The organism is Gordonia sp. B8661-1, assembly GCF_059427765.1.
Window position 1 is genome coordinate 257312 of record NZ_JCAHRL010000007.1, and the last position, 24700, is coordinate 282011.

21 protein-coding genes are annotated in these 24700 nt (G+C 65.8%); 14 read left to right on the forward strand and 7 right to left on the reverse strand.

The features are described 5' to 3' along the window. Nucleotides 1–13: 13 nt before the first annotated feature. Nucleotides 14–880 (reverse strand): alpha/beta fold hydrolase, encoded by an 867-nt coding sequence (locus AC4JJG_RS16075; RefSeq protein ID WP_495398451.1) that lies wholly within the window; start codon nucleotides 878–880, stop codon nucleotides 14–16. A gap of 75 nt (nucleotides 881–955) precedes the next feature. Here AC4JJG_RS16075 and AC4JJG_RS16080 point away from each other — a divergent pair, with 75 nt between their 5' ends. Then, nucleotides 956–1549, forward strand: a complete 594-nt coding sequence (locus AC4JJG_RS16080) for a TetR/AcrR family transcriptional regulator (protein WP_495398449.1) — start codon at nucleotides 956–958, stop codon at nucleotides 1547–1549. A 77-nt stretch (nucleotides 1550–1626) separates the two neighbouring features. Here AC4JJG_RS16080 and AC4JJG_RS16085 read toward each other — a convergent pair whose 3' ends face one another. Together AC4JJG_RS16085 and serS are read right to left on the reverse strand one after the other, a co-directional pair. Continuing rightward, complete coding sequence (locus tag AC4JJG_RS16085) at nucleotides 1627–2547, reverse strand: EamA/RhaT family transporter (RefSeq protein ID WP_495398447.1); 921 nt, start codon at nucleotides 2545–2547, stop codon at nucleotides 1627–1629. Between the two features lie 40 nt (nucleotides 2548–2587). Then, nucleotides 2588–3847, reverse strand: a complete 1260-nt coding sequence (serS, locus tag AC4JJG_RS16090; protein ID WP_495398445.1) for a serine--tRNA ligase — start codon at nucleotides 3845–3847, stop codon at nucleotides 2588–2590. 98 nt (nucleotides 3848–3945) lie between these two features. Here serS and AC4JJG_RS16095 point away from each other — a divergent pair, with 98 nt between their 5' ends. Then, complete coding sequence (locus tag AC4JJG_RS16095) at nucleotides 3946–5223, forward strand: septum formation family protein (protein WP_495399572.1); 1278 nt, start codon at nucleotides 3946–3948, stop codon at nucleotides 5221–5223. Between the two features lie 4 nt (nucleotides 5224–5227). After that, nucleotides 5228–5578 (forward strand): metallopeptidase family protein, encoded by a 351-nt coding sequence (locus AC4JJG_RS16100; RefSeq protein ID WP_495398444.1) that lies wholly within the window; start codon nucleotides 5228–5230, stop codon nucleotides 5576–5578. A 347-nt stretch (nucleotides 5579–5925) separates the two neighbouring features. Here the strand turns inward: AC4JJG_RS16100 and AC4JJG_RS16105 are convergent, their stop codons facing one another. Continuing rightward, on the reverse strand, nucleotides 5926–6588 hold the full coding sequence (locus AC4JJG_RS16105; protein ID WP_495398443.1) for a histidine phosphatase family protein: 663 nt from the start codon (nucleotides 6586–6588) through the stop codon (nucleotides 5926–5928). After that, on the reverse strand, nucleotides 6588–7568 hold the full coding sequence (gene pheA / locus AC4JJG_RS16110; protein ID WP_495398442.1) for a prephenate dehydratase: 981 nt from the start codon (nucleotides 7566–7568) through the stop codon (nucleotides 6588–6590). Before pheA ends, AC4JJG_RS16105 begins: the two co-directional genes overlap by 1 nt. 152 nt (nucleotides 7569–7720) lie before the next feature. On the opposite strand from pheA, the gene AC4JJG_RS16115 reads away from it, so the two are divergent. The 6 genes from AC4JJG_RS16115 to AC4JJG_RS16140 all read left to right on the forward strand — a co-directional run bounded on the left by AC4JJG_RS16115 (nucleotide 7721) and on the right by AC4JJG_RS16140 (nucleotide 13959). Then, nucleotides 7721–8479, forward strand: coding sequence for a DUF2470 domain-containing protein (locus tag AC4JJG_RS16115; RefSeq protein ID WP_495398441.1), 759 nt, complete (start codon nucleotides 7721–7723; stop codon nucleotides 8477–8479). Between the two features lie 782 nt (nucleotides 8480–9261). Further along, on the forward strand, nucleotides 9262–10245 hold the full coding sequence (locus tag AC4JJG_RS16120) for a hypothetical protein (protein WP_495405790.1): 984 nt from the start codon (nucleotides 9262–9264) through the stop codon (nucleotides 10243–10245). 78 nt (nucleotides 10246–10323) lie between these two features. After that, entirely contained in the window at nucleotides 10324–10722 is a 399-nt protein-coding gene (locus AC4JJG_RS16125) for a hypothetical protein (RefSeq protein WP_495398439.1), read from the forward strand. Nucleotides 10723–11023: 301 nt separating this feature from the next. Further along, nucleotides 11024–11833 (forward strand): CPBP family intramembrane glutamic endopeptidase, encoded by an 810-nt coding sequence (locus AC4JJG_RS16130; protein WP_495398438.1) that lies wholly within the window; start codon nucleotides 11024–11026, stop codon nucleotides 11831–11833. A 151-nt stretch (nucleotides 11834–11984) separates the two neighbouring features. Further along, nucleotides 11985–13295, forward strand: coding sequence for an LCP family protein (locus AC4JJG_RS16135; protein ID WP_495398436.1), 1311 nt, complete (start codon nucleotides 11985–11987; stop codon nucleotides 13293–13295). A 118-nt stretch (nucleotides 13296–13413) separates the two neighbouring features. Next, a complete protein-coding gene (locus AC4JJG_RS16140) occupies nucleotides 13414–13959 on the forward strand; it encodes a ferritin (RefSeq protein ID WP_495398435.1) in 546 nt (181 codons plus the stop codon). 240 nt (nucleotides 13960–14199) lie between these two features. On the opposite strand, the gene eccCa is transcribed toward AC4JJG_RS16140, so the two are convergent. After that, the gene (gene eccCa / locus AC4JJG_RS16145; RefSeq protein WP_495398434.1) at nucleotides 14200–18255 is read right to left on the reverse strand and encodes a type VII secretion protein EccCa; all 4056 of its coding nucleotides are present in this window, start codon (nucleotides 18253–18255) and stop codon (nucleotides 14200–14202) included. A 143-nt stretch (nucleotides 18256–18398) separates the two neighbouring features. On the opposite strand from eccCa, the gene eccD reads away from it, so the two are divergent. Both eccD and mycP read left to right on the forward strand, forming a co-directional pair. Continuing rightward, the gene (eccD, locus tag AC4JJG_RS16150; RefSeq protein ID WP_495398433.1) at nucleotides 18399–19886 is read left to right on the forward strand and encodes a type VII secretion integral membrane protein EccD; all 1488 of its coding nucleotides are present in this window, start codon (nucleotides 18399–18401) and stop codon (nucleotides 19884–19886) included. After that, nucleotides 19886–21268, forward strand: a complete 1383-nt coding sequence (mycP, locus tag AC4JJG_RS16155; protein WP_495398432.1) for a type VII secretion-associated serine protease mycosin — start codon at nucleotides 19886–19888, stop codon at nucleotides 21266–21268. Before eccD ends, mycP begins: the two co-directional genes overlap by 1 nt. A 12-nt stretch (nucleotides 21269–21280) precedes the next feature. Here mycP and AC4JJG_RS16160 read toward each other — a convergent pair whose 3' ends face one another. Then, entirely contained in the window at nucleotides 21281–22117 is an 837-nt protein-coding gene (locus tag AC4JJG_RS16160; protein WP_495398431.1) for a hypothetical protein, read from the reverse strand. 445 nt (nucleotides 22118–22562) lie between these two features. Here AC4JJG_RS16160 and AC4JJG_RS16165 point away from each other — a divergent pair, with 445 nt between their 5' ends. The 3 genes from AC4JJG_RS16165 to AC4JJG_RS16175 are packed head-to-tail and all read left to right on the forward strand — an operon-like array spanning nucleotide 22563 to nucleotide 24683. Then, nucleotides 22563–23111 carry a YbaB/EbfC family nucleoid-associated protein gene (locus tag AC4JJG_RS16165; protein WP_495398430.1) on the forward strand — a complete coding sequence of 183 codons (549 nt, stop codon included), beginning with the start codon at nucleotides 22563–22565 and terminating at the stop codon, nucleotides 23109–23111. A gap of 43 nt (nucleotides 23112–23154) precedes the next feature. Then, nucleotides 23155–23457: a hypothetical protein gene (locus AC4JJG_RS16170; RefSeq protein WP_495398428.1), complete on the forward strand. Its 303-nt coding sequence runs from the start codon at nucleotides 23155–23157 to the stop codon at nucleotides 23455–23457. 8 nt (nucleotides 23458–23465) lie between these two features. Then, the gene (locus AC4JJG_RS16175) at nucleotides 23466–24683 is read left to right on the forward strand and encodes a WXG100-like domain-containing protein (protein WP_495398427.1); all 1218 of its coding nucleotides are present in this window, start codon (nucleotides 23466–23468) and stop codon (nucleotides 24681–24683) included. Nucleotides 24684–24700 lie beyond the last annotated feature (17 nt).

Genomic DNA, 24700 nt, shown 5'->3' on the forward strand with positions numbered 1-24700 from the left:
TGTCGGCACACGCTCAGACACGCGAGAAGCGCGCACCGATCGCCGCGACGATCTCCGACGGAGACTCCTCCGGGATGAAGTGTCCGGCCCGCGGCAGTTCCACGATCTCGAGGTCGCCGAAGGCGGCACGAATGCGCGGCAGACACTCCTTCGGCCGAAACACCTTGTCGCGCATACCCCATACGGCGAGCGCACGGGTGCCGCCGAGTCGTGCCGGCACTTCGTCGGCGAGCCGGGACAGCACGTCGCGGGCCGCGCGGATCTCGCCGGGCATGACCGCGAGCGCCACCCGGGCCTCGGCGTCGGGCTGCACCAGTCGATACTGGTCGGCCTCGGCCTCCGACAACACCCGGCCCAGCGTGCCGATCACCAGTTTCTCGACGAGCAGATTCCGTTCGAGGATGCGCCGCCGCATCGGAGCGCTGCCCATGATCACGCTGAACATCCGGTTCGCGAGCGGGTCGACGGGCCAGAACACGGTGTTGCCCACCACGATTCCGGCCACCCGGTCGGCCCGCTCCACGGCCGCGCCGAGTCCGACCGGACCACCCCAATCGTGTCCCATCACGATGAACCCGTCGAGATCGAGATGGTCGATGATCTCGCCCATCACCGGAATCTGCTCGGCGATCGTGTACCCGAACCCGTTCGGACGCTCCGACAGTCCGAAACCCGGCATGTCGACGGCGATGCACCGATAGTGGTCGCGTAGCGCCTGCATCAGGTGGCGGTACAGAAAACTCCATGTGGGCGCGCCGTGGCAGAAGAGAATCGCAGGTCCGTGTCCTTCGTCGACGTAGTGGATCCGGCCCGCCGAGGAATCGAACCACCTCGACCGGAACGGATACAGACCCGGATCGGGCACGGCATCGACCTGCATCGGAGTCACCTCGCTTCGACGGTCCCTCTACAGCTGTAGCGTTTCATTCGGACTCTACACCTGTAGCATCGGGTCGTGTCCACCCGAGCAGGCGCCGATCGTCGCGGGCTCATCGCCGCGAGCGCCATCCGGATCATCTCCCGCGACGGCGTGCGCGCCCTGACGCACCGCGCCGTCGACCGGGAGGCGAACCTGCCCGAGGGCTCGACGTCGTATCACGCGAAGAGCCGACGCGCTCTCCTCGAACTGATCGTCGGCGACCTGGCCACCCGTGCCGTCACCGACGCCACCGCCGCCGCCGATTCACTCACCGCGGCGTTCCCCGGCGACCACGCACCCGACATCGACGAACTCTCCGCCGTCATCACCACACTCGTCGAGACCCTGGCCGCCCGCCACGACGACATGCGTGCCCGCTACGCACTCATCCTGGAACTCGACGACGTCCCGGCCCTGCGCGATCAACTGACGACCCAATCCGACGTGCACTCCATCAGCCGTCAGGTCACAGCCGATTTCCTCAGGCGCACAGGGCTTTCCGACACCGATGCCCGCGTCGAAGAACTCATCGCCCTCACCGACGCCCTGGTGTTCCAGCGCACCATCATGGGTATGGATGCCCCGCTCGTACCGATCGTCACCGCCTACCTTCGCGGCGTGAGTTCGTAGATCGCTTTCCCGCGACCTCACCTCGTTCCTGCGACTTCGGCCGAGGTCGCGCCAACGAGACGAGGGCGCGCGAAGGATCAGTGGAGTTCGCGCGGAGGGTGCCCGTACCCGTAGGGCGCATTGGTCGCGTCGGCTTCGTCGACCGTGCGGACCGCGCTCGACGACGCGAGTGCGACGCCACCGCCGACGGCCGCGACGAAGGCCACGATCGCCACCGGACCCCAGCCCGCGCGAGTGGCGTCGCCGAGGAACATGATGCCGATCGCACCGGGGAGCACGGTCTGCCCGACGACCAGTGCCGCGGCGGCGCCGTTGACCGAACCCGTTTGCAGCGCAACGGTGAACAGGTAGAAGCCGCCGATACCGCTCAGCAGCAGGCCGTAGAGCGCGGGGTCGGTGAACAGCACGCCGAGGTTCAGCGGATCGACGCCGTCGAGCACCCGGGACGCCACGGCCATCACACCGAAGACCGCGCCCGCGATGAGACCGGTCACCGCGGCGATGTGTTTGCGTATGACGCGCATGACCACCACACCGAGCACCACGAGTGCGGGCCCGCCGATCAGCGTCAGCCAGTGCATCCACCGATGGTCGTCGACGCCTTCGCGGCCCGCGGCGACGGCCAGCACCACCAGGGCCGCGACGACCACTGAACCGGCGATCCAATCACGCCGCCGCAGTGGCACTTTCAGCACGATGAGAGCGAGTATCGCGGTGGCGACGAGCCGCGCGGAGATGATGGTCTGCGACAGGAACAGCGGGATGAGGCGCGCGGACAGGATCGTCGCGACGAACCCGACGATGTCGAACACGAAGCCGATCAGGAACGGCACCGTCAGCATCGTGGCCGCCGTGGATCGCAGCGACGGATGCGCCTGCCGCTCGGCCTGTCGCCGGCTCGCCCGCTGTGCCACCCGTTCCGCACCGAGCGCCTGCAGCACCGAGGCCGCCGCGAAGGACAGCGACCCGATGACCGCGATGATGATGCCGACGGTCATCGGTGGGTTCCGGTGATCGTCGTGTGCATGCCGTGGCCGGTCACGCGGGCGTCAGGACCTCGGTACCGACGTATCGCGCGAGTTCGGGCGGCAGCACCACCGAACCGTCGGGCTGCTGATGGTTCTCGAGGATCGCCACCAGCCAGCGGGTCGTCGCGAGCGTGCCGTTGAGCGTCGCGGCGGTCTGCGGTTTGCCGTTCTCGTCGCGGTAGCGGATCGAGAGCCGTCGCGCCTGGAACGTCGTGCAGTTCGACGTCGAGGTGAGTTCGCGATAGGTGTTCTGCGTCGGCACCCAGGCCTCGCAGTCGAATTTTCGCGCCGCCGACGATCCGAGATCACCACCGGCCACATCGATCACCCGGTACGGGACGTCGATGGCGGCGAGCATGTCCTTCTCCCAGCCGAGCAGCCGCTGATGTTCGGCGTCGGCGTCCTCGGGCTTGCAGTAGACGAAGCCCTCGACCTTGTCGAACTGATGCACGCGGATGATGCCCCGGGTGTCCTTGCCGTAGCTGCCGGCCTCACGCCGGAAACAGCTCGACCAGCCCGCGTAGCGCTTGGGGCCGTCGTTCAGGTCGATGATCTCGTCCATGTGGTAGCCGGCCAGCGGCACCTCGGAGGTGCCGACGAGGTACAGGTCGTCGTCCTTGTCGAGGTGATACACCTCGTCGGCGTGCGCGCCGAGGAAGCCGGTGCCCTGCATGACCTCGGGACGGACCAGCACGGGCGGGATCATCAGTGTGAATCCGTTGGCGACGGCCTTCTGCGCGGCCATGTTCAGCAGACCCAGCTGCAGCAGCGCGCCCTGCCCGGTCAGGAAGTAGAAGCGCGACCCGGAGACCTTCGCGCCGCGTTCCATGTCGATGAGACCGAGCGATTCGCCGAGTTCGAGATGATCCTTCGGATTCTCGATGGTGCGGGGTTCACCGACATGTTCGAGGACCACGTAGTCGTCCTCGCCGCCCGCGGGTGCGCCGTCCTGGACGATGTTCGAGATGGCGGCATGGGCGGCGGATGCCGCCTCGTCGGCCGCCGACTGCTTGGCCACTGCGGCCTTGACCTGCTCGGCCAGCTCCTTGCCCTGGGCCAGCAGCGCGGTCTTCTCGTCGCCCTGAGCCTTGCCGACCTGCTTGCCGAGCGCCTTCTGCTCGGAGCGCAGAGAGTCCGCCTCGACGATGGCGCCACGCCGGGTGGCATCCGCTTCGAGCAGCGCGTCCACCAGGCCGGGGTCTTCCCCGCGGGTGCGCTGCGATGCTCGGACGAGGTCCGGATTCTCACGAACAATCTTCAGGTCGATCACGAGGAAAACCCTACTGGAGTCGCCTGAGGGTGCGCCGTGCGCGGCTGATCAGCGGCAGTCCGTTCATCCTTCCGCCCGCAACAGGCATGATGGAGGCGATGAACGCCGACGACAACGCGCCTCGCGACCCCGACGACGACTGGGGCGATGTGCCGGACGACGCGGATCCCGAGGGTCCCGACGCGGACGCCGCCGATACCGACGGTTTCGGCGATCGCGACATCGACGACCCGGATGCGGCTCCCGGCCGTCCGGATCATGACGACTGGGACGACGAACTCGATGACGACGAGTTCGATGACGACGACACTCCCGGCTGGCGCCGCTCACTCCTGGAGCATCCGGTGCGGTTGGTGCTGTCGGCCGTGGTCATCGGCGCGATCGTGGCGGGCGCCATCGCGCTCGCCCTCGGTGTGTTCAAGGACAGCGGCAGCGTCGGCGGCACGAACATCGGCGAGAACGAGCGCCTGGCGCAGAACGCGCTGTCCACCTCGGTGCCGGGTGACTGCCTCGATTGGCCCGCCGGGCAGCCAGGTCAGCCGAACAAGGTCGACTGCGGCAGCAAGCACCGCTTCGAGGTGGCGGCCAAACTCGACACCGCGATGCTGCCCGGATCGGAATTCGGCGAGGCCGCACCCTGGCCGGGAGCCGAGCGCTTCGCCGCCATCCGCGACGAGCAGTGCCCCGTCCTGGTGTCGGAGTATCTCGACGGCCGACTCGATCCGCAGGGCCGCTTCATCCCCGGCATGATGTTCCCGTCGCAGGTGCAATGGGACAAGGGCGCGCGGGAACTGCGCTGTGGACTGCAACATCGCGGCAAGGACGGCGTTCCCGAACAGTTCAGTGGACGCGTCGGCGAGCAGGATCAGTCGTTCCAGTGGGCGCCCGGCACCTGCATCGGTATCGACAAGGCCACCCGGCAGCCCACCGTTCCGGTGAATTGCACTGAGCCGCATGCCTTCCAGACCACCGGATCGGTGAACATGGCACCGCGTTTCGGCGATCGGCTGTCCGGTCGTCCGTGGCCGAAGCCCGAGGAGCAGAACAGCTTCCTGTCGCCGATCTGCCCGGTACAGGCGCATCGGTTTCTGGGCGGCAAGAACAAACTCGACGCGACGACGCTGAACGTGCAGTGGTCGGTGCTGTCGGAGCCGAGCTGGCTGGCCGGCAGCCGCACCGCAGTCTGCTACCTGGGTCTTCCCGATCGCGGCGGGTTCGCCACGCTCGTCGGCGACGCACGGTCGACGCTGCTCATCAACGGGAAACTGCCGGTTCCGCCGCCGCAGGCGCCGCCGGGCCGCGCGCTGCCCACACCCGTACCTCTTCCGCCGGGGGTGGATCCGAATCCCGCCGAGATCCCCGCACCGGCCGGGTGATCCGATGCCCGTCTCGATGTCCGACGACGAGTTCGACGGACTGGTATCCGACGCGCTGGACACCATCCCGCGCGAACTGACCGACAACATGTCGAATGTGGTGATCCTGGTGGAGCCCCACAACGAGGAGGAGCCGAGCATCCTCGGGCTCTACTCCGGGGTGTCGCTCACCCGCCGCGATCACGAGTACGGCGGGTTCCTGCCCGATGCCATCACCATCTATCGCGAACCGATCCTGGCGATGTGCCGCGACCGGGACGAGGTGGTCCACGAGGTCGCGGTGACCGTGATCCACGAGATCGCACATCATTTCGGCATCAGCGACGACTGGCTGCACGCCAACGGCTGGGGTTAGCGGGATCTCGATACGCGGCCTCGCTACGCTCGGACGCTACTCGATCAGCGAATTCTTACGCTGACCGAGCCGTAGCGAGTTCTTACGCTGACCGAGCGGTAACGAGTTCTTACGCTGGTCAAGCGGTAACGAGTTCTTACGCTGGTCGAGCGGTAGCGAGTTCTCTCGCTGGTCAAGCGGTAGCGAGTTCTTACGCTGGTCAAGCGGTAGCGAGTTCTCTCGCTGGTCGAGCGGTAACGAGTTCTTACGCTGGTCGAGCGGTAGCGAGTTCTCTCGCTGGTCGAGTAGCAACGAGCGAGCGGTAGCGAGCCCGATGCGTATCGAGACCACCTGCGCCACACCGACAATCAGCCCATCGGATCGGTGACGAGAGGCTCGTTGACCGTGGCGCCGGAGGGTGCCTGAACGGCGCCCCAGCGACGGCACACCCACAGGTCGCCGGTGTATTCGAGTTCGATGCTGCCGGTGTTCTTCAGGTGGGTGCTCGCCGCGAAGGCCGCGTCCACGCCCGCGAGATGGGCTGCGATCAACCGGATCGCGGCCCCGTGGCTCACAACGTAGACGTCGCGCTGCGTACCACCGGTGAGATAGCGGGCGGTGAGTTCTTCGATGGCGGGCAGGTAGCGCTCGTAGACCATCGCGAGTGATTCGCCGCCGGGGATGCGCGCCTCGAGTTCGCCGCCGTGCCAGCGGTCGACGATGTTCTTGAAGGTGTCGTGCGCGTCGTCGTCGGAACGGTCCTCGAGGTCACCGACCTGCACTTCATGGATGCCCTCGACGATCTCGGAGTCCACACCCCAGACCGATCCGATCATCTCGGCGGTCTGCTGCGCCCGGCGCGCGACCGAACTGATCAGCGCCACCGGCTCCTGCGGCTCGTTCTCCAGTGCGAACCGAACGCCTTGCCGCACACCGAAATCCGTCAGCGATGCGCCGGGCAGTGCGGTGTCGAGCCGCTTCATCACATTCGACGTGGTCTCGCCGTGACGAACCAGATGCAGCCGTGCCATCAGTTCCCCTCCCCAATCTCTCTCGTACCGGCCTCCCCCGTACGCAGTCCGTCGAACCACGCGATACTCTCCGCATGGTCGGGCGGCGGTGTACCGGCTCCTCGGTCGGCGGGCCACGACCCCAGGTACACCACACGTTCGCACGAGCGGTGCAGGGCGCGCAGCGCCTCGCCGACGGCGGCATCGTCGACGTGTCCGACGGCGTCGAGGTAGAACCGGTAGGTGCCGGGCATGTCGCGTCTCGGCCGCGACTCGATACGCGTGAGATCGATTCCCCGCGATGCGAATTCGTTCATCGCGGCCATCAGGCTGCCGGGCTCGTTGGACAGTTCGAGGATGACCGAGGTGCGATCGGAACCGGTGCGGGCGGGCGCCTGCGCCGGTGTGCCGAGCAGGAGGAAGCGTGTCGCGGCATCGTCGACGTCGGCGACCCCGTCGGCGAGCACCGTCAGGCCGGCGAGCCCGGCGGCCAGCGAGGTCGTCACCGCGGCATCAGCCTTTCCGGCCGCAACATCTTGTGCCGCAGCGGCATTCGAACCAGCATTGCGGAACTCGGCGTTCGGGTAGAGCTTCTCGACGGACTCCCGCACCTGGGCGGCCGCCACCGGAAAGGCGGCGATGGACCGCACGTCCTCGGCGCGTAGAGCGGTACGAGCGGCGATCGTGAAGGACACATCGAGGATCACCTCGGCGAAGACCTGCAGTCGATCCGCGCCGCCGGGCGCCACCGGCACGAGCGCGTCGGCGGTCGCCGGGACCGCACCCTCCACCGAGCTCTCGATGGGGACACAGGCGAAGTCGGCCTCGCCGGTCCGCACCATCTGCATGGTGGCGGCGGGATTGTTCGCCGCCACCTTCCGCACCTCACCGGCCTCACCGGCACCCGGACCGCCCTGTCGGGGCAACCGATCCGCCAGCAGGCGGTCGAGCGCTATCTCGGTAAAGGTTCCGGCCGGGCCGAAGTACGCGAACACTGACACGGGAAAAGCCTAGTCGACGGACCCGGCGTAGCGCGCTGACCTGCGGCGTACACCCGGATGAACAGACTTCGGGCGTTGACGTATCACTCGTCCAGTAATTAGGTTAGGGTTACCTACATCGCTCCGAGACTCCGTGTAGAGAGGCAGGCCGCATGACCCGCGCCATCACCGACCGCCCGTCGGATGCCGAGATGATCCAGACCGCATGCCGGCGCGTCACCACCGCGACCCTGGCCATCGAAGGTGCCGACCCGACCCCGGTGACGGTGGTCCACCTCTTCGAATCACAGGCCTTCGTCATGGTGCCGACCGACGGCGACGCCATGACGCTGGCAGCCGAGCACGCCGACGGACTGCCTGCGATGCTCGAGGTCACCGACTGCGCGCCCATCGACCTTCGCGAGCGGGTCCGTTCGCTGATCTGGCTGAACGGACGGCTGCACGCCGTCCCGCCGAACCTGGAGCGGGAGCTGGCCGTAGAGATCGCGGGCGAGCATCCCGACGACGGGCTCCTCGACATCGGACACGGTTCGTCGATGCTGCGCCTGCAGGTCGACACCGCGGTCATCGCCACGTCCTCGGGTGCCGCATCCGTGCCGGCCGTCGAGCTGGCCTGCGCCACACCGGATCCGTTCTGGGAGTTCGAGAGTGACTGGATCGCCCACCTCGATGCCGACCATGCCGATCTCGTCGGCCAACTCGCGCGCACACTGCCCCGCGACCTTCTCGACGGCCGCGTCCGCCCCCTGGGCCTGGACCGTTTCGGCATCCGCTTCCGGATCGAGGGCGCCAACGGCGACTCCGACGTCCGGCTGCCGTTCAGCCGTCCGGTCACCGATGTCTACGAACTGTCCCAGGCGTTGCGCGCCCTGGCCGGATGCCCGTTCCTGAACAGCCTTCCCGAATCCTGACAGTCCCGGCAGTCGCCGAGGCGGGAGCAAACGTCCAAGCGATTCACAAGAGTCGTCGGTCGCGGCGATGTCCTCTCCACCGGTGACACCTGCGCGACTGTGAACGGTCACGGCACCGTAGTGGCGAGAATCCTCGCAGGAAAATCGAGTCCTCATGACGGATTCATCGGGATGACGGCGGACGCGATGGGCGGAATTCGGTCGAAAGCGGCACCCTCACTTGTCGTTCGATCGATCGACAGACACGAGTGACATGAGTCGCTCCGGTGTGCAGTGTGGTGGACCCATACGATAATCTGCCGCTGAATGTCGGGGGATAAGCGTGGTGTATCCGGTCGGGAATTGTTGTTAGCAGACTCGCCGGAGAAAAAGCCGATTAAGTCGGTGAGTAATCCGATGGACCGAACGACCGCCAGACATTTTGTGCTTCACACTTTGTCAGTGAAAGGGATACAACACCGATGAGTCAGCCGCCGATCAAACGCAGAGCCCGTCATGCGCTGAAGACAGGTGACCGTCGGTCGCCGGTGCTCACCACGGTCACCTCGGCAGTCCTCGCGGCGTCGATCGCCGCCGGGCTGGGTGCCGGTGCTGCGTCGGCGGTGGAGCAGGGTGGCACCAATCCCGGTGATTCCGCGCCGGAGCAGGGTGGCACCACGCCGGAGCAGAGTGCCCCTGAGCAGGGTGGCACCACACCCACCCCGCAGCCTGCCCCCGCACCGCCGGCGGTAACCACCCCGGGCCCGGGTTCGATTCCGGGACCCCCGCAGGAGGCTCCGTACGTGGAGTACACCCCGCAGGCTGCACCCCAGCAATACGAGGATGCCTACAACCCGGTACCGAATGCGCCTTTGCAGGCTCCCAAGCGTGTAGCGCCGGTCCGCCCGATTGCTCCGCCGCCCAACAAGATTCGCGTCGGCAACTTCATCACACCCATCCCCAAGGGGATGAATATGCGTGATGTGAACTCGATCAACGCCTGGTCGGCTTACGGCGAAGCCAAGATCGCGCAGAACCTGATCGCCGTGGGAGTGCCGAAGGACAAGGCCAGTCGTCAGGCTGCATCCACTGTCATTGGCGTGATGTTGGGCGGTACCGCGGGTGCGCTGGCTCTAGGACTACCTACTGCGGCCGCCGGTGCAGCATTGGGACTTCCCGTCGGAGCGGCCGTTGGTGCCGGCATTGGCGCAGTCGCTGGCGCTGTCGCTGGCGTCGGCGGGGCATGGTGGACGATCGCGGGGGCTCCACCAGCGGCAGTTATCGGCGCAGCATCTGGAGCTATGGCTGGTGCTGGTATTGGCGCGGTAGCCGGCCCTGTAGCCGGCGGTGTCGGGGGATTGGCTCTCGGTGGCGCCGCCGGTGCGGCAATTGGTGGAACAATTGGTGGCCTGCTCGCCTACGCGCTTGGCGCCGGCGACCCAGGTGCGAAGCCAAAGGAACCTTGGAAGGGCGACACGCCTCCTACGCAGAAGTCAAAGCCACTTCCGAACCCTGGAGCTAACCAGTTCGAGCTGCACTTGCCGCGTCAGAAGGCACCCGCGGGTGTACCGGCTGTGGATTACGTCGTTAATGTGCGCGGCGATGTGAAGGGCAAGGTCGGCAATCAGGAGTTCGGTTGGTCGGTTGAGCAGGCAATGGCTCCATACAAGGTTCTCGGGCCCGGCGCTGAAAAGACCGCTCGTCAGCTTACTAAGCAAGGCACGGCGCAACTCAAGTCGGTACTTCCTGGAGTCCAGGTGTTGTGGCCGCAAGAAGCGCCGCGCTAGTGTAACGCGCGGCAGAAACGGTTTCGCACTGAAAATTCGTCTGATGATCCGGCATCAATACTAATAAAGGAGACCGACGTGTTACGAAAGATTGTGGCAGGGGCTTTGATTGGCGGCGCTAGTTTCGTGGGTGTCGCAATGGGAGCAGGCTCGGCGGACGCGAAGATAGAGCCGGGCCACTACAAGCTCCATTACTCGCTATTCGGAGTGCAGTACAGCCCCGATGCCAACGTCACGGTGATTGGGAACCGGATGTACAATGACGCCTACGGCGCTGGCCCGTGGAATTTGGAAAAGCGCATTATCAAGCCGACGCGAAATGGCGGAATTGTTGCGAAGGACCATGCTCCGGCGACTCGCTTTGTGCAACGGGACGAGTACACGCAGCGGACTAAAAATGGTTATCGTGGAACGACTTACGCCTACGGCCTGCCCGCTGGGGACGTGGTTCTGAGGAAAGTCAAGCCGCGGCGATAATGTGCATCGACCCCTTAGGACATTTATGGCACGAAGAAACCACTCAGCGCCGTTGACGATTTAACTGGAATCGCGAGGGTACAAGCCTCGTCCCGCTTAGCAGGTGGGGCGAGGCTTTGTCCTCTGACGGAGACTAGCTTCGTCGGCACATCAGGGTGACGGGGCCGCGACGAACGCGAGCGAGGCGACAGCGGAACCTCCATGGCTGGGTCGGCGTCGACATAATCGTCGCGGGCGTCGGCTGTTGCTGCCACCGCAGCGATCTCGGCACTGACTGAGGCGGGGTCCGTACGCTGACCGCATGGCCGGTGTCCTGTCCTCGCTGCTGCGCCCGCGGCCGCGGGATCCGATCGCCCGGGTGAACGACCCGATCGAGCGGCGCGCGATCATCATCGAGTTGGCGATCGTCGGTGTTCTCACCTTCGCGTTCTCCGCGCTGTCGGCGATCCTGTCGCTCATCGAGGCGCAGCTGACCGGCGGCATCGGGAACTCGAGCGTCGCCCTCAACCCGAGCCGGTCCGACCTCGGGTGGCTGGACTTCGTCCGGCAGATGATGAGCGCCGTGCGCCTGTTCGCCATCGGCGCCCTCGGGGTATATCTGCTGTGGCGCAGCGGTATCGGCCTTCGACGAGTGGGGCTGGGCCGATGGACGCCACGCCGCGACGTCCCGGCGGGCCTCGGTCTCGCCGCGCTCATCGGCCTCCCCGGACTGGCGCTCGTGGCGATCGCCCGCGCGCTCGGTCTCAACGCACATCTGATCCCGGCCGAGACCGACGGTGTGTGGTGGCGATGGCCCGTCCTGATCCTCATCGCGATCGGCAACGCCGCCGCGGAGGAGATCGTCGTCGTCGCGTACTTCATCACGCGACTCCGACAGCTGGGCGCCTCGGAGAACGCCTCCCTGGCCGCCAGCTCACTCCTGCGCGGCGGCTATCACCTCTACCAGGGTGTCGGCGCCGGACTCGGCAACGTCGCCATGGGACTGGTGTTCGGCCGCTGGTACCAGCTCACCTCGCGGGTGTGGCCGCTGGTCATCGCGCATGCGGTGATCGACATCGTGGCCTTCGTCGGCTACGCGCTGCTGCACGATCACCTGAGTTGGGTGGGCTGATTCACAGCGTGGGTTGCGTACATTGGTTGGGATGAACGAACCGGATCCGCCGATGATGCGACGCCGTGGCACCCCGCCACCGCCGCCGCAGGGTCCCCGTCCGCCGGGCCCCCGACGATCCGCCCCACCACCCCCACCGGCACGGGGGCCGATGCCTGGCCCGCCGCCCGATCAGGGACCGACCCGCAGGGTGCCCTCGGGCGGCCCGGGGGGCAGGCCACCCGGCGGCGAAGGCCGTCGCACCGACTATCAGCCGCCCCTGGCCTGGTCCGACGAGCCCGGTGGCGCATCCCGAACGCGCGATCCGGGGCGCCGCTATGCCCCGCCGCAGCAACCGGAACCGTTCCCGGCCGAACCCGGCCGCCGCTCCCGCTCCGGAGAACGTCGCCCATCCGACCGTGGCCGTCCGGATTCCCGCTCGGGAGGCGGTGGTCAACCGCCACGCGGATCACGCCGCCGCACCGACGACCGGTCGGCCGCGCCGAAACGTCCCCGTCGCAAGCGGAAGCTGCGAGTCGGCCGCACCCTGCTGGTGTTCGTGCTCGTCGTGATCGTCGCCGCAGTGGGTCTGGTCTTCTATTACGACAGCAAACTCCACCGGACCGATGCACTCACCTCCTACGCCGGCCGGCCCGCCGACACCGCGGGCACCAACTGGCTGGTCGTCGGCACCGACTCCCGGGCGGACCTCAGTGCTGCCGAACGCGCGCAGCTGTCGACCGGCGACTCCGACGGCTCACGCACCGACACCATCATGCTGATCCATAAGCCCCCGAGCGGGAAGGCGATGATCATCAGCATCCCGCGCGATCTGTATGTGCCGATTCCCGGGCAGGGCTCCCATAAGATCAACTCCGCCTTCAACTTCGGCGGTCCACAGTTACTCGTCCAGACCGTCGAGAACCTGGGCCGCATCCGGATCGATCACTATGCGGAGATCGGCTTCGGCGGATTCGACCGGCTCGTCGACGCGGTCGGCGGTGTGCATATCTGCCTCGATCAGCCCCTCAACGACCCGAAGGCCGGACTGCGGCTCAAGAAGGGCTGTCAGGACCTCAACGGCAGGCAGGCGCTGGGCCTGGTGCGCACCCGCGCATTCCCCAACGCCGACCTCGCGCGGGTCGTGAATCAGCGAAAGTTCCTGAGCGCGTTGATGTCCAAGGCAACAAGTCCGTCGGTGCTGCTGAATCCCTTCCGGCTGATCCCCTTTGTCGACGGCGTCACCGAAGCGCTCACCGTCGACGAGGGCGATCATCTCTGGCATCTGATGAGTCTGGGCTTCGCCCTGCGCGGCGACCCGATCACCACCACGACGCCCACCGGCGGTTCGGAGTACACCGGTGACGGCGACTCACTGACCGTCGGCGACAACACAACCCGGTTCTTCGAATACCTCCGCGCGGGCAAAGCGGTACCCGACGATCTCCTTTCCGACGACACCGGTGCCATCGGCGCAGGCTGACGCGGCAAAGCACGTCGCCCACGCCCGCACCGACGACCGGCCGAAAGTTGGTCAGGCTCAACTCAGTTAGGTCGAACTGCATGGCGCACCCACCGACGACACTTCTACGATGGCCTGCATGACCGAACCCACTGACTCCTCGGCCTTCTACACCCTGCTGCACGAGCAGATCGGACACGAGTTCGCCGCGTCGCAGCAATACGCCGCGATGGCGATCTACTACGACAGCCACGACATGCCGCAGCTCGCCCGGCACTTCTATCTGCAGTCCGCCGAGGAACGCAATCACGCGATGATGATCGTGCAGTACTTCCTCGACCGCGACATCGAGGTGCAGATTCCCGGTGTTCCCGCACCCCGCAACGACTTCGACGACTACGCGGCCCCCATCCAGATGGCTCTCGAGCAGGAGAAGACGGTCACCCAGCAGATCGTGAATCTCGCGCGCTCGGCCCGCGATTCCGGCGACTACCTGGGTGAGCAGTTCATGCAGTGGTTCCTCAAGGAGCAGGTCGAGGAGGTCGCCACCATGACCACCCTGCAGACCATCGCCGAACGCGCCAAGGGCAACCTCTTCGATCTGGAGAACTTCGTCGAACGCGAACTCAACAAATCCGGGTCCGGCGACAACTCCGCCCCGCCTGCGGCCGGCGGCAGCATCTGACCGGTCTGCCGGGGCGTGGCCTCGATACGCGGCGGACGTCGTCCGGCGCTACTCGACCAGCGGTCGAATCTCCGCCGATCGCGTCTCCGCCGATCGACCAGCGATCGAATTTCCGCTGATCAAGCAGTGCCCGGTCGAATCTCGGCTGGTCGAGCAGTGTCTCCGCCGATCGAGTAGCCCGCGAGCGCAGCGAGCGCGCGTATCGAGATCAGCCAACCGACGGCCGCGACGTGCACCAGGTCAGAACAGCGGCGGCAACTGGCAGATCTGAACCAGCTCGGAACCCCTTGCACGGGAGATGAATTCGCCGCGGCCCGGGGGCAGCTTCTGCATCTTTGTGCGGCCCACGATGTTTCCCTCATCGCGATCGCCGCTCATCAGCAGGATGTCCGACGACAGGTCCTTCAGCTTGCCGAGGACCGGATCGAACATCGCGCGGCTCGCGCCGCCCGATCGGCGGCACACCACGAGCCGGAGGCCGATATCACGAGCGGCCGGAAGTAGGTCACCGAGGATGCTGAGCGGGTTACCCGACGACGATGCGACCATGTCGTAGTCGTCGACGAGGATGTGCACATTCGGCCCCTCCCACCAACTACGATCACGCAACTGCGCAGGCGTGAGGTCGGGGCCGGGCAGACGGCTGCTGAGGACTCCGTGCAGCTGCTGCATCATCGGCCCCAAGGCCTGCGCAGACGTTGCGTATCCAGCAAGGTGGTCGCCCTCCACCTGCCCGAGCATCGTACGCCGATAGTCGACCAGGACGATCTTGTTCGTCGTGGAGGGCCCGTTCTCCATCAGGCTGATCGCGATGTTGCGCAACAGCGTTGTCTTGCCGGCCTCGTTGTCGGCGAACGCGAACAAGAAGGGTTGCGCATCGAAGTCGAGGACCAGCGGTTCCAACTCGGCCTCGCCGAGCCCGACCGGAATCTGCTGCGGACCGAAGGTGATGCCGAGTTCCGCTGCGCGAGCACGCATTTCCTCGCGTGTGAGGTCGAGCGGAAGCTTGCGCACTCGACGTGCTCCACGGTTCGGATAGATCTCCTTGACCTGATTCACCGACCAGGCGACAGCCTCACTGAGTGAATCGGGATCGGAGTCGCCGTCGAGTCGGGGAAGACCGACCAGAAGGTGCAGCGCCTCCGCGGTGATGCCGCGTCCAGGCCTTCCCTGGGGAACCAGCGCCGCGACCTTGCGAGCCATATCCGATTCCATCGGGTCACCGAGGCGGAGCTCGAGCCTGGAGCCAATCAGATCCTTGAGCGCAGGCCTGATCTCGCCCCAGCGGGACGCGGTGAGCACCACGTGGATGCCGTACGTCAGGCCCTGGCTGATCAACGAGGTGACCGTGCCCTCGAGCGGTTCGAAGTCCGCACGGAACGCCGCCCAGCCGTCGATGACGAGGAAGACGTCGCCGAACGGATCCTCGGCGATCGGATCGGGGCCACCGCCGGTCAGCAGGGCGGCCTTGCGCTTCCGGAAGTCGCGCATACTCTCGACGCCGAGTTGGCGGAAGCGATCCTCACGCTCACGCAGGAGGGTCGCCATCTCCGCCACCGAGCGACGGATGCCGTCCGCATCCGACCGGGAGGCGACGAGGCCGACGTGCGGCAACTCCGACAAACCGGCCAGTGTTCCGCCGCCCAGGTCGAGGCAGTAGAACTGCACCTGCTCCGGCATATGGGTCGCCGCAGCCGACATGATCATCGTGCGCAGGGCGGTCGACTTGCCCGACTGAGGGCCGCCGACGATCGCCACGTTTCCGGTCGCACCGCTCACGTCGAGCATCAGTACGTCGCGGCGCTGGTCATAGGGCCGGTCCACAACGCCCATATGGAACCGCAGATCGCCGAGCTGGTTGGTGCCCTCACGCCAGTCGGCGCCGGCCGGCACCAACATGTCGATGGTCGGCGAGTCATTGAGCGGATCGAGCCAGACCTCGTGGGCGGCACGGCCGTGGCCGGACAATCGCGACACCACCACGTCGAGCAATGTCGGTCCGACCCCGGCGGGCTCGGCCGCGAGGGGAGCCTCCAGTTCCTCCAGCGACGGCAAACCGTTCGGCGATGTCGTCGATGCGGGCGGCAACTCGCCCGCCTCCCAATCGATCGCCACCGGACCCGCGGTGAAGATCTTCATGCCACTCTGTCCGCGGCCCGATTTGGCCTCCGGCGCAACGGATTCCGGTGTTGTATAGACGCCCGAGACGTATGAGGCGTTGAAACGCAGCGGTTCTCCCGAGTCGGTCTTGAGATAGCCGGAACCCGGAATGCTCGGCAGATGGTAGGCGTCGGGCACACCGAGGACGGTGCGGGACTCATTGGCGGAGAAGGTCTTCAGACCAATGCGGTACGACAGATGACTGTCGAGGCCACGTAGCTTTCCTTCTTCGAGTCGCTGCGACGCGAGCAGCAGATGCATCTGCAGTGAACGCCCGAGTCGACCGATGGCGACGAACAATTCTGCGAAGTCCGGCTTCTGCGCGAGGAGTTCGGAGAACTCGTCGACCACCACGAAGAGGGCAGGAAGGGGATCGAGAGGCTTGCCGGCGGCCCGCGCGCGCTCATAATCACCGACATTGGCGAAATTGCCCGCCGAGCGCAGGAGTTCCTGGCGTCGGTTCATCTCACCGGACAGGGCGTCCTTCATACGGTCCACCATGTCGAGCTCGTCCTCGAGGTTGGTGATGACCGCCGCCACGTGCGGGGCACCGTCGAGGCCGAGGAAGGTCGCACCACCCTTGAAGTCGACGAGAATGAGGTTCAGGGCATCGGGCGAGTGCGTCGTGATCATCGAGAGCACCAGCGTACGAAGGAATTCCGATTTACCCGAACCGGTGGCGCCGATACACAGGCCGTGCGGACCCATGCCGTTCTCGGCAGCCTCCTTGATGTCGATCTCGACCGGAGTTCCGTTCTGCGACACACCGATCGGCACACGCAACCGCTCGCGAGGAGTTCGCGGGCGCCAGACGACGGCCGGATCGATGAGATTGGCGTCCGGGATCTTCAGCAACGCCATCAGCCCGGGGTCGACCGGCGAGCTGTCCTGCTCCAGACTGACGATCTGCGCGGCCGTCGCGATGCGATAGCGCGACATCGAACGTGCGAAGACCTCGGCATCGGGCACTTCGATGGTGTCGATATCGGCGAAGGTCTCGATGCCGGAGGCGCTTCGAGCGGCGATCTTCCCGTCGGAGACCACCAGCTGCAGGCCGCGACGGGCGGCCAGCCCATCGGGTGCGGCCGTGAGGTCGAGGATCGTGATGCCGTCCATGCCGGCATCGGTGATCATCCGCTCGTCACCGTTCACGTATCCGTCGTCGATGATGACCACGTAGTGGATCCGCCCGGGGGTCGGCGGCGCCGTGCGCGAGAATCGTCCGCGTTCGAGCAGATCGGGCGCGATCGCTTCTTCCAGTTCGGCGACCGAGCCGTACAGCATGCGTTCGGCCCCGACCGCATCTCGACTGGTCGGATGGTGAAGTTGCGGTAGCCACTTGCTCCACGACCACGCCTCGTTCTCCGGATCCCCACAGACAATGGCGATACGCAGATGATCCGGGCCATGGAAGGCGCAGAGCTCGACGATCATCGATCGAACCAGCGCTCGGGTCTCCTGACGTTGACCATCGATGCTGACTGCCGGGAAACCGCGCAGAGACACCGACGTGGGCAATCCGTGGACGATCGAATAGGTGCGCACGAAACGGCGAAGCGCGACGGCGGACACCGGTTCGAGATCCTCGAGAGGCCCCGTTTCGGGAGGCATCAGACGGGAGGCGAGTCGCTGGCTTCCGACGCCCACACGGACGTGGCCGAAATCATGATCGCCGGGCCGACGCTCCCACATGCGCCGGGAACCGACGACACCCTGGAGTGCCTTGGGCTCCGGATGGCTCCACTCCAGCGCCTCTCGCTGCGATGCCCCGGTGCTTTGCACCTCGTCCCGGAGCTGGGTGAGATAGCGGAAATAGTCCTTGCGTTCCTCGTTGAGTTCAGCGGCCTTCTTGCCGCCGGACCGGCCGCCACCCATGAACATGCCAGCCATCGACATGATCATGATCATCGGGAACATCATCATCATCGGGTTGGTCAGAATCGATCGCCCACCGACGGTGAACATCATGGCCATCATGCCCACCACCGCGAGGATCATGATCACCGGCAGCAGCTTCATCATGATGCCGCCGGGAATCACGCGCGGGACGTCAGGCGGTGGCTGCATGGCCACCTCGCCACCCGGTGCGCGAGGCGGTGAGATCCGCGGCTTCCGTACGAACCCGGTAGTCGCCAATGCTCCCCCTCACATGATGTGGTCCATTTGACGGCACAAGTGACCTGCCCGCACGAATGCTAATGGAGAATCCGGTAGATTCCCTAAACGACCGGGGACAAGTATCGTCCCCCACACCTTACTGACCTGGGGGAATGCTCACCATGACGATCGAGGACCCGCTCGCCGATCTCGATCAGGAGGCGCAGACCGGCGAACCCGATCTGACACGCATCTCGATCCTGGGCGGCAATACGCAGGTCGACGTCGCCTTGCCGTCGACGCTGCCCGTCGCCGCTCTGCTCCCCGACCTGGTGACCCTCATCGAGTCCCGAAATCCCCGGCGGCACAAGGACGATCCCGCTCGGGACGACAAGCGGGAGCATTGGACTCTGAGCAAGGTGGGCCGCGATCCCATCGACTCACACCGCACGTTGAATGAAGCGCAAATCCTCGACGGCGACCTATTGATCCTGAAATCCGTGGTGTCCCGCGAAGCTCCCGCACTCTTCGATGACGTCATCGATGCCGTCGGTCGTTTGAATGAATCTCGTTTCGTGAATTGGTCGGCCAAATCGGCGCGGGTCATGGCTTACGTGGTGGCGCTCGTCGCGACCGTTATCGCCGCCGGTGTCCTCGCCTTGTCCCGTTGGCATTCCGACACATGGATCCCCGGAGCAGTGAGCCTCTTCCTCGGCATCGGATTCGTGGTCGCCACCATCGTGGTGACAAGGGCCTACAAGGACACCTCGACCGCTACCGTCCTCGCCGCGTGCGCCCAACCCCTGATGTTCGTCGGCGCGCTGTTGGTGACCCCGCATCCGTTCGGGTCTCCCCATATGACGTTTGCGTGCGCCGCGTCCCTGGTCACCGCGGTGATCGTGTACCGCGTGACCGCGGTCGGCCCGATGTTGCACAGCGCACTCCTGATGGCATCGCTCGGCGGTCTCATCGCATCGGGTGTGGTGCTGATCTTCGGCACCAGCGCCCAGCATGTCGGGGTCGGTCTGGCCGCCGTGGCCGTCCTGTGTGTCCTGCTCGCCCCCCGATTCACGATCGGACTGGCCCGCCTGCCGTTGCCGCCGGTGCCCACATCCGGCGGCCCCATCGACCCGATCGACGCAGAGGTGCGCCCCAATATCGAAGGAATCGGCGCGATCGGCGCGATGGCCCTGCCGTCGGCGAGTGCACTCGAGCGCCGCGCCTATACCGCCAACCAGTATCTGACCGGCATTGTGCTGGGCACCGGGGCGCTCGCCGGGGTGGGGGCACTCCTGGGCGCTGATCCGCTCAACGGTTTCGACTGGCGCACTACGGTTCTGGCAGTGATCATCGCGATTGTCCTGGCCTTGCGCGGTCGCGCCCACAGCGACGTCGCGCAGACCGCGGTACTCGTCGCGGCCGGCGCGATCACCTTCACGCTGCTCATGGTCGGGCTTGCGTTCAACGATGTCACCTGGACCTACATCGGTTTCGGTCTGATCCTGGCGCTGGCAGTACTCGGCCTGATGATGGGTGTGGTGGCCCCGAAGCAGGAATTCTCGCCGGTCATGAAGCGCATGGGCGAAATCCTGGAGTACATCCTGGTGGCGGTCATCGCTCCGTTGGCCTTCTGGGTCATGGGTGTCTACAGCGCGGTTCGCAACCTCTGATGCGGGTCGCGCGCGCCGGTGCCATCACCGCGGTCTGTTGCGCCCTCTGGGCCTCGGCCGTCGCACCCGCATCAGCCATCACACCGCCGGTCGCCAATCCATCCGATCTGGTGCAGCGGGTCCCCGGCGGGCCGCCCGAACCGACCGAGCAAAAGGCTGTGTGCGGCGCGCCGTTCGCGAGCAGTCCGGCAGACGTCCGCGATCCGTCGCCGGCGCAAAAACTGATGGAAGTTCAAGCGGCACACCGGTACAGCACCGGATCAGGCGTCACCGTAGCCGTGATCGACACCGGAGTGCAGCCGTCGAAGCGATTCAAGAAGGTCGTCGGGGGCGGCGATTTCGTCTCCGGCGGAGACGGCACGCGTGACTGTGATGGCCACGGAACCGTAGTGGCCGGCATCATCGCCGGAAAGTCCAGTCCCGATGACGGATTCGTCGGGATGGCACCGGACGCGACGATTCTGTCGATACGACAGACTTCTCTCGCCTACGCCGTGAAGGGCAGTAGCAACCAGTCGGAGACCGGCGACATCGCCGCCAGTAGCTACGGCGACGTGCGAACACTCGCCTACTCGGTGGTGGCCGCGGTCCAGAAGGGCGCCGACGTCATCAATATCTCCGAAGTCGCCTGCGGCCCGGCTGGCAGCAACATGCACGACAAACAACTCGGCGCCGCGCTCCAGTACGCGTACAAGCGCAATGTTGTGGTCGTCGCGGCAGCGGGCAACCTCGTCGATCCATGCAAGAACCAGAACACCGGGGCCAACCCCGCCAATCCTGCTGCGAAGGGCTGGGATTCGCTCAACACCGTCGTCAGTCCCTCGTGGTACCAGGATTACGTGCTGACCGTCGCCGGCGTCGATTCGGCAACCGGTAGCGCCTGGCCGTTGAGCATCAATGGTCCGTGGGTGTCCGCGGCCGCACCCGCCACCGAGGTCATCAGTGTCGGGGCACGCGGACAGGCAGTGAACCGGCAGCAGGGGGAAAACGGTCCCACAACGCTCGACGGCACGAGCTTCGCTGCGCCCTACGTCGCCGGGCTGGCGGCGCTCATCAAGTCGAAGTACAAGGGCATTTCCGCCGACGACGTGATGCACAGGATCGCGGCGACCGCACATGGGGCAGGTTCCGGGCGGGACGACGTGATTGGTTACGGCGTCGTTGATCCCGTTGCGGCACTGAGCGATACCGTGCCACCGCGAACGCAGTCGGCCTCGGCCGACGGCCGACGTATCGATCCGCCCGGTGCACATCCGCCCAACCAGACGGCGCGCACGGTCGGCCTCATCGGGACCGGACTATGCCTCCTGGTCGCGCTGATCTGGTGGATGATCACCATGCCGCGGCGGCGGCTCCGCAAGCTCGGCGAAGACGACTACTGAACCGGCGGCCCATCACCTGACTGCCTGATTTCGTTCGAAGAACTGTGCGGTCATTCGGCGCTCGTCCACGACAAATTCGGTGGACGTCGAGGACTTCCACATGAGCCCATCGTCGGCCACATACCAAATAGCCCAACCCAATCGAACACTCAGCGGGTCGTCGGTGCGCGGCGGAACCGCCCACACCCGCCATCCGTCGCGCAAACGATCCGCTTGCAGGTCCGCAACGGGATAGGCACCCATGTCCTCAACGGTGATGCTTTGGCGGACAAGGGTGATCGCCCGTTCGGGCGGCAACCAGGGCGACTCCCGCAAGGATGCCGGTCGGCTGTGTGCAGTCTCGGTCACCGCGAACGTCGGCACCGGGTTCACATCGACGGGAGTAGCTTCCACACAGACTCGTGCCAGCTCGGACGGTCGGACGATCGCACTGATCCATTCGGGGTCATGCGCGTCCACTCCTGGCCAGCTCGGGAAATCGATGCCCGCCGGTCCGGGGGCAGGTTCGGAGTAGTGCGCACGCGGACGGTCCATGGTGCGGCGCAGGGTGGCCACGCGCCTGTCCCAGTCCACATCATCGATGCTCCAGACGGCGTTCTTCCATACGCAGAACGATTGGACCGAAGCGATACCGCTGAGCTCTCCGAGCCGGACGATGCGTGACGCGACGAACCGTCCGTCCGGTGTCTCGGAGAATCCCTCCGGCATCATGTCACCCGCACGAGCGCCGATCACGAGTTCATCGGGCCATGTCTCGCCCTGGTGCGCCTCGTACCAGTCGTCTCGGTACCGGGCGTAGTAACCGGTGCGATAGATGGTCGATTCGTCCAGCGGCAGAACGTTTCTCACCGTCACCGATCCCCTCGTCGATCATCGCGGGCCCGGAGCCGGCGCAGCCTGTTCCGTACGTCGGCAGGCGACACCATCGATGACACACCGAGCACGCTCGCGTCACGTTACCGCTCACCGTCGGGCTCCCGAAGTGCTCACCGCAGACGCCAGTCACGTGAATGACACGGCCGCCGCGGTACCCGGGTGCCCGGCGATTCCCTGGTCCACGACGTCGTTCGGATGGAGGACGTAGGCGGCACCGGCCACCGCGATCCACATGACTCACGTACATCCACACACCTGCTATGAACTGCAGAAACGCTCGACCAGGCTTCGTGCCGAGCCAATCTCGCCGGCGCCGCCGCCCGGACCTGGCGCTATTGCGGCATCACGGATTGCCCTAACCTTGTCGACAAGCTACGACCAGCCGGCGCACGCGCCGCAAGCACCTCCGGGGGTAACAGTGGACTTTCCACGCAACGCCGACGACGTCGACACCTTGATGTCCGGTCTGAACACACTCGTCGGTGAGATCACGACGGCCCGGAACAAGGTTGTCGCACTGACGGCGACGGCGACCGAGCTCGACGGCAAGGTGAGCGTCACCGTGAATGCGCGCGGGGTCGTCATCGCCACGACCATCGACGATCGGCTGTTCGGCGACGAGTCCGCCGCCCGGGTCGGGAAGGCGATCACGAGTGCCGCCCAGGCGGCGGCAGCGGAGGTCAACGAGAAGGCCGCCGAGGTCTGGGAACCCATCAACGAGTTCCGCAGTTCGCTACCCCGAGCGCGTGACGCCATCGACGGGCTGCCCAACATCGATGAACTTTTCGGTTCTCAGCCTGAACCACCCCTGACGCCTCCGTCCGACACGGATCGCGTCCCCGAGGAGCCCGAGGTCTACGAGGACCTCGAAGAACGCACAGTCGGGGATCCGGCCGAACCGTTCTACGAGAACCTGGACGAAGACGATGCACCGCCGCCGCGCACATTCCGTGACCAGGCCTGGTGATGGACCACTCGACACAACGCCCTGAGACCGGAAGGCAACTGTTGTGAACCTGCACCTCGACCACAGCGATCTCGCCAACAAGGCCGCACGCTTCGGCCCCTTGGCCGACGAACTATCGGCTGCCGAACTCAAACTCGCCCAGAAGCTGTCCGCGGAGAATGAGTGCTGGGGCAGCGACGAACCCGGGTCGGCGTTCTCGCAGGGGTACAGCCCCAAGGCGACCACGGTGTTCGATAACACGAACGAGCACGTGTCCAGCCTCCACGCGCTCGGCGAATCCCTGCTGTCGATCGCGGCCGGTTTCCGCGGTCAGGACAATGCCAACGCTGACGCACTGGGTAGGTAGGGAGCGACATGGGAATGGAGCTGCCCGGCGCGTTGACCGAGACGCTGTCGTTGATCGGGATGCAGTGGCCCGAGGGCGATGAAACGGCGATGGACCGGATGTCCGATTCATGGGAGGAGTTCGGCAGGGACCTCACCACCTACGCCGAGAACCTGACGAATCTCGCCAGCCAAACCCTCGCCACAATCGAGGAAGGCGAAACCAAGACGGCTCTGGAGGCCAAGCTCAAGGAGTACTTCGAGGGTGACAAGTCGATCGACAAGCTCATCGATGATGTCGCCTACATCGCCGAGGCGTGCAACAACACCTCCAACGAAATACTCCTGCTCAAGATCTTCTACATCGTCGAGCTGGTGGCCCTCGCGGCATTCATCGTCGCGGCTCTTGCCACCATCTACGTGAATTGGGGGGCACCTCTGGAGATCCTGGCCGCGGAGCTGGCCACCCAGGCCACGTTGCGGGCAGCGATCAAGGTGACGGTCCAGAAGATCGCGGCGCAACTCGCCAAGGCCATGACGAAGAAGGCGCTCTTCCGTGCGATCGGCGTCAACGGCTGGAAGGATGTCGGCATCAACCTCGGCATCAAGGCCGGCCTCGGTGCGTTGAGCGGTAGCGGTGTCGAACTCGGCAAACAGGCTCTGCTGAATAAGTTTGCGGACAAGGACTTCGACTGGAAGAAGGTCGGCGTCACCGCGCTCACCGGTGCGGGTTTGGGCGTTGTCGCGTCGCCGGTCTCGTTGTCTGTCAATACTGCCGCTGCCCGCAAGTACGGCGCCGAGTTCTTCGGGGACAAGATGCGGTGGCTGCCGTCCGCCGATCCCAAAGCCGCCCCCGGCGCGCTGGATATCCTCGGCGCCGGTAAGCAGTACGTCACCGGCAAGGCCAGTGACTCCACGAAGGCTGCTTTCAACGCTATGTGGACGACCACCGGAGTCATGGCGCTCGGCCCCAATGCGGTCATTGCCCGGCAAACCGGCCTGGCCGGCCATGGCACGTCCGGCGGTGATGTGTGGGATTCGGTGAAGGAGAGCGCTCCCGAGGTCGAGGCTCCGCCGAGTGAGCAGTCGCCCACGATCGTTCCGACAACGCCGTCCGGTGCGACACCTTCCGTCGACGCTCCCCAACCCAGCGCACCGGCTACTGCACCGACCACAGCGGCACCGCCCGGTGCGGTGCCGGTGCCACCACCGGTCACGCCGGTACCGTCGGTGCCATCGGCGCCGTGATCGCGACGACTGAAAGA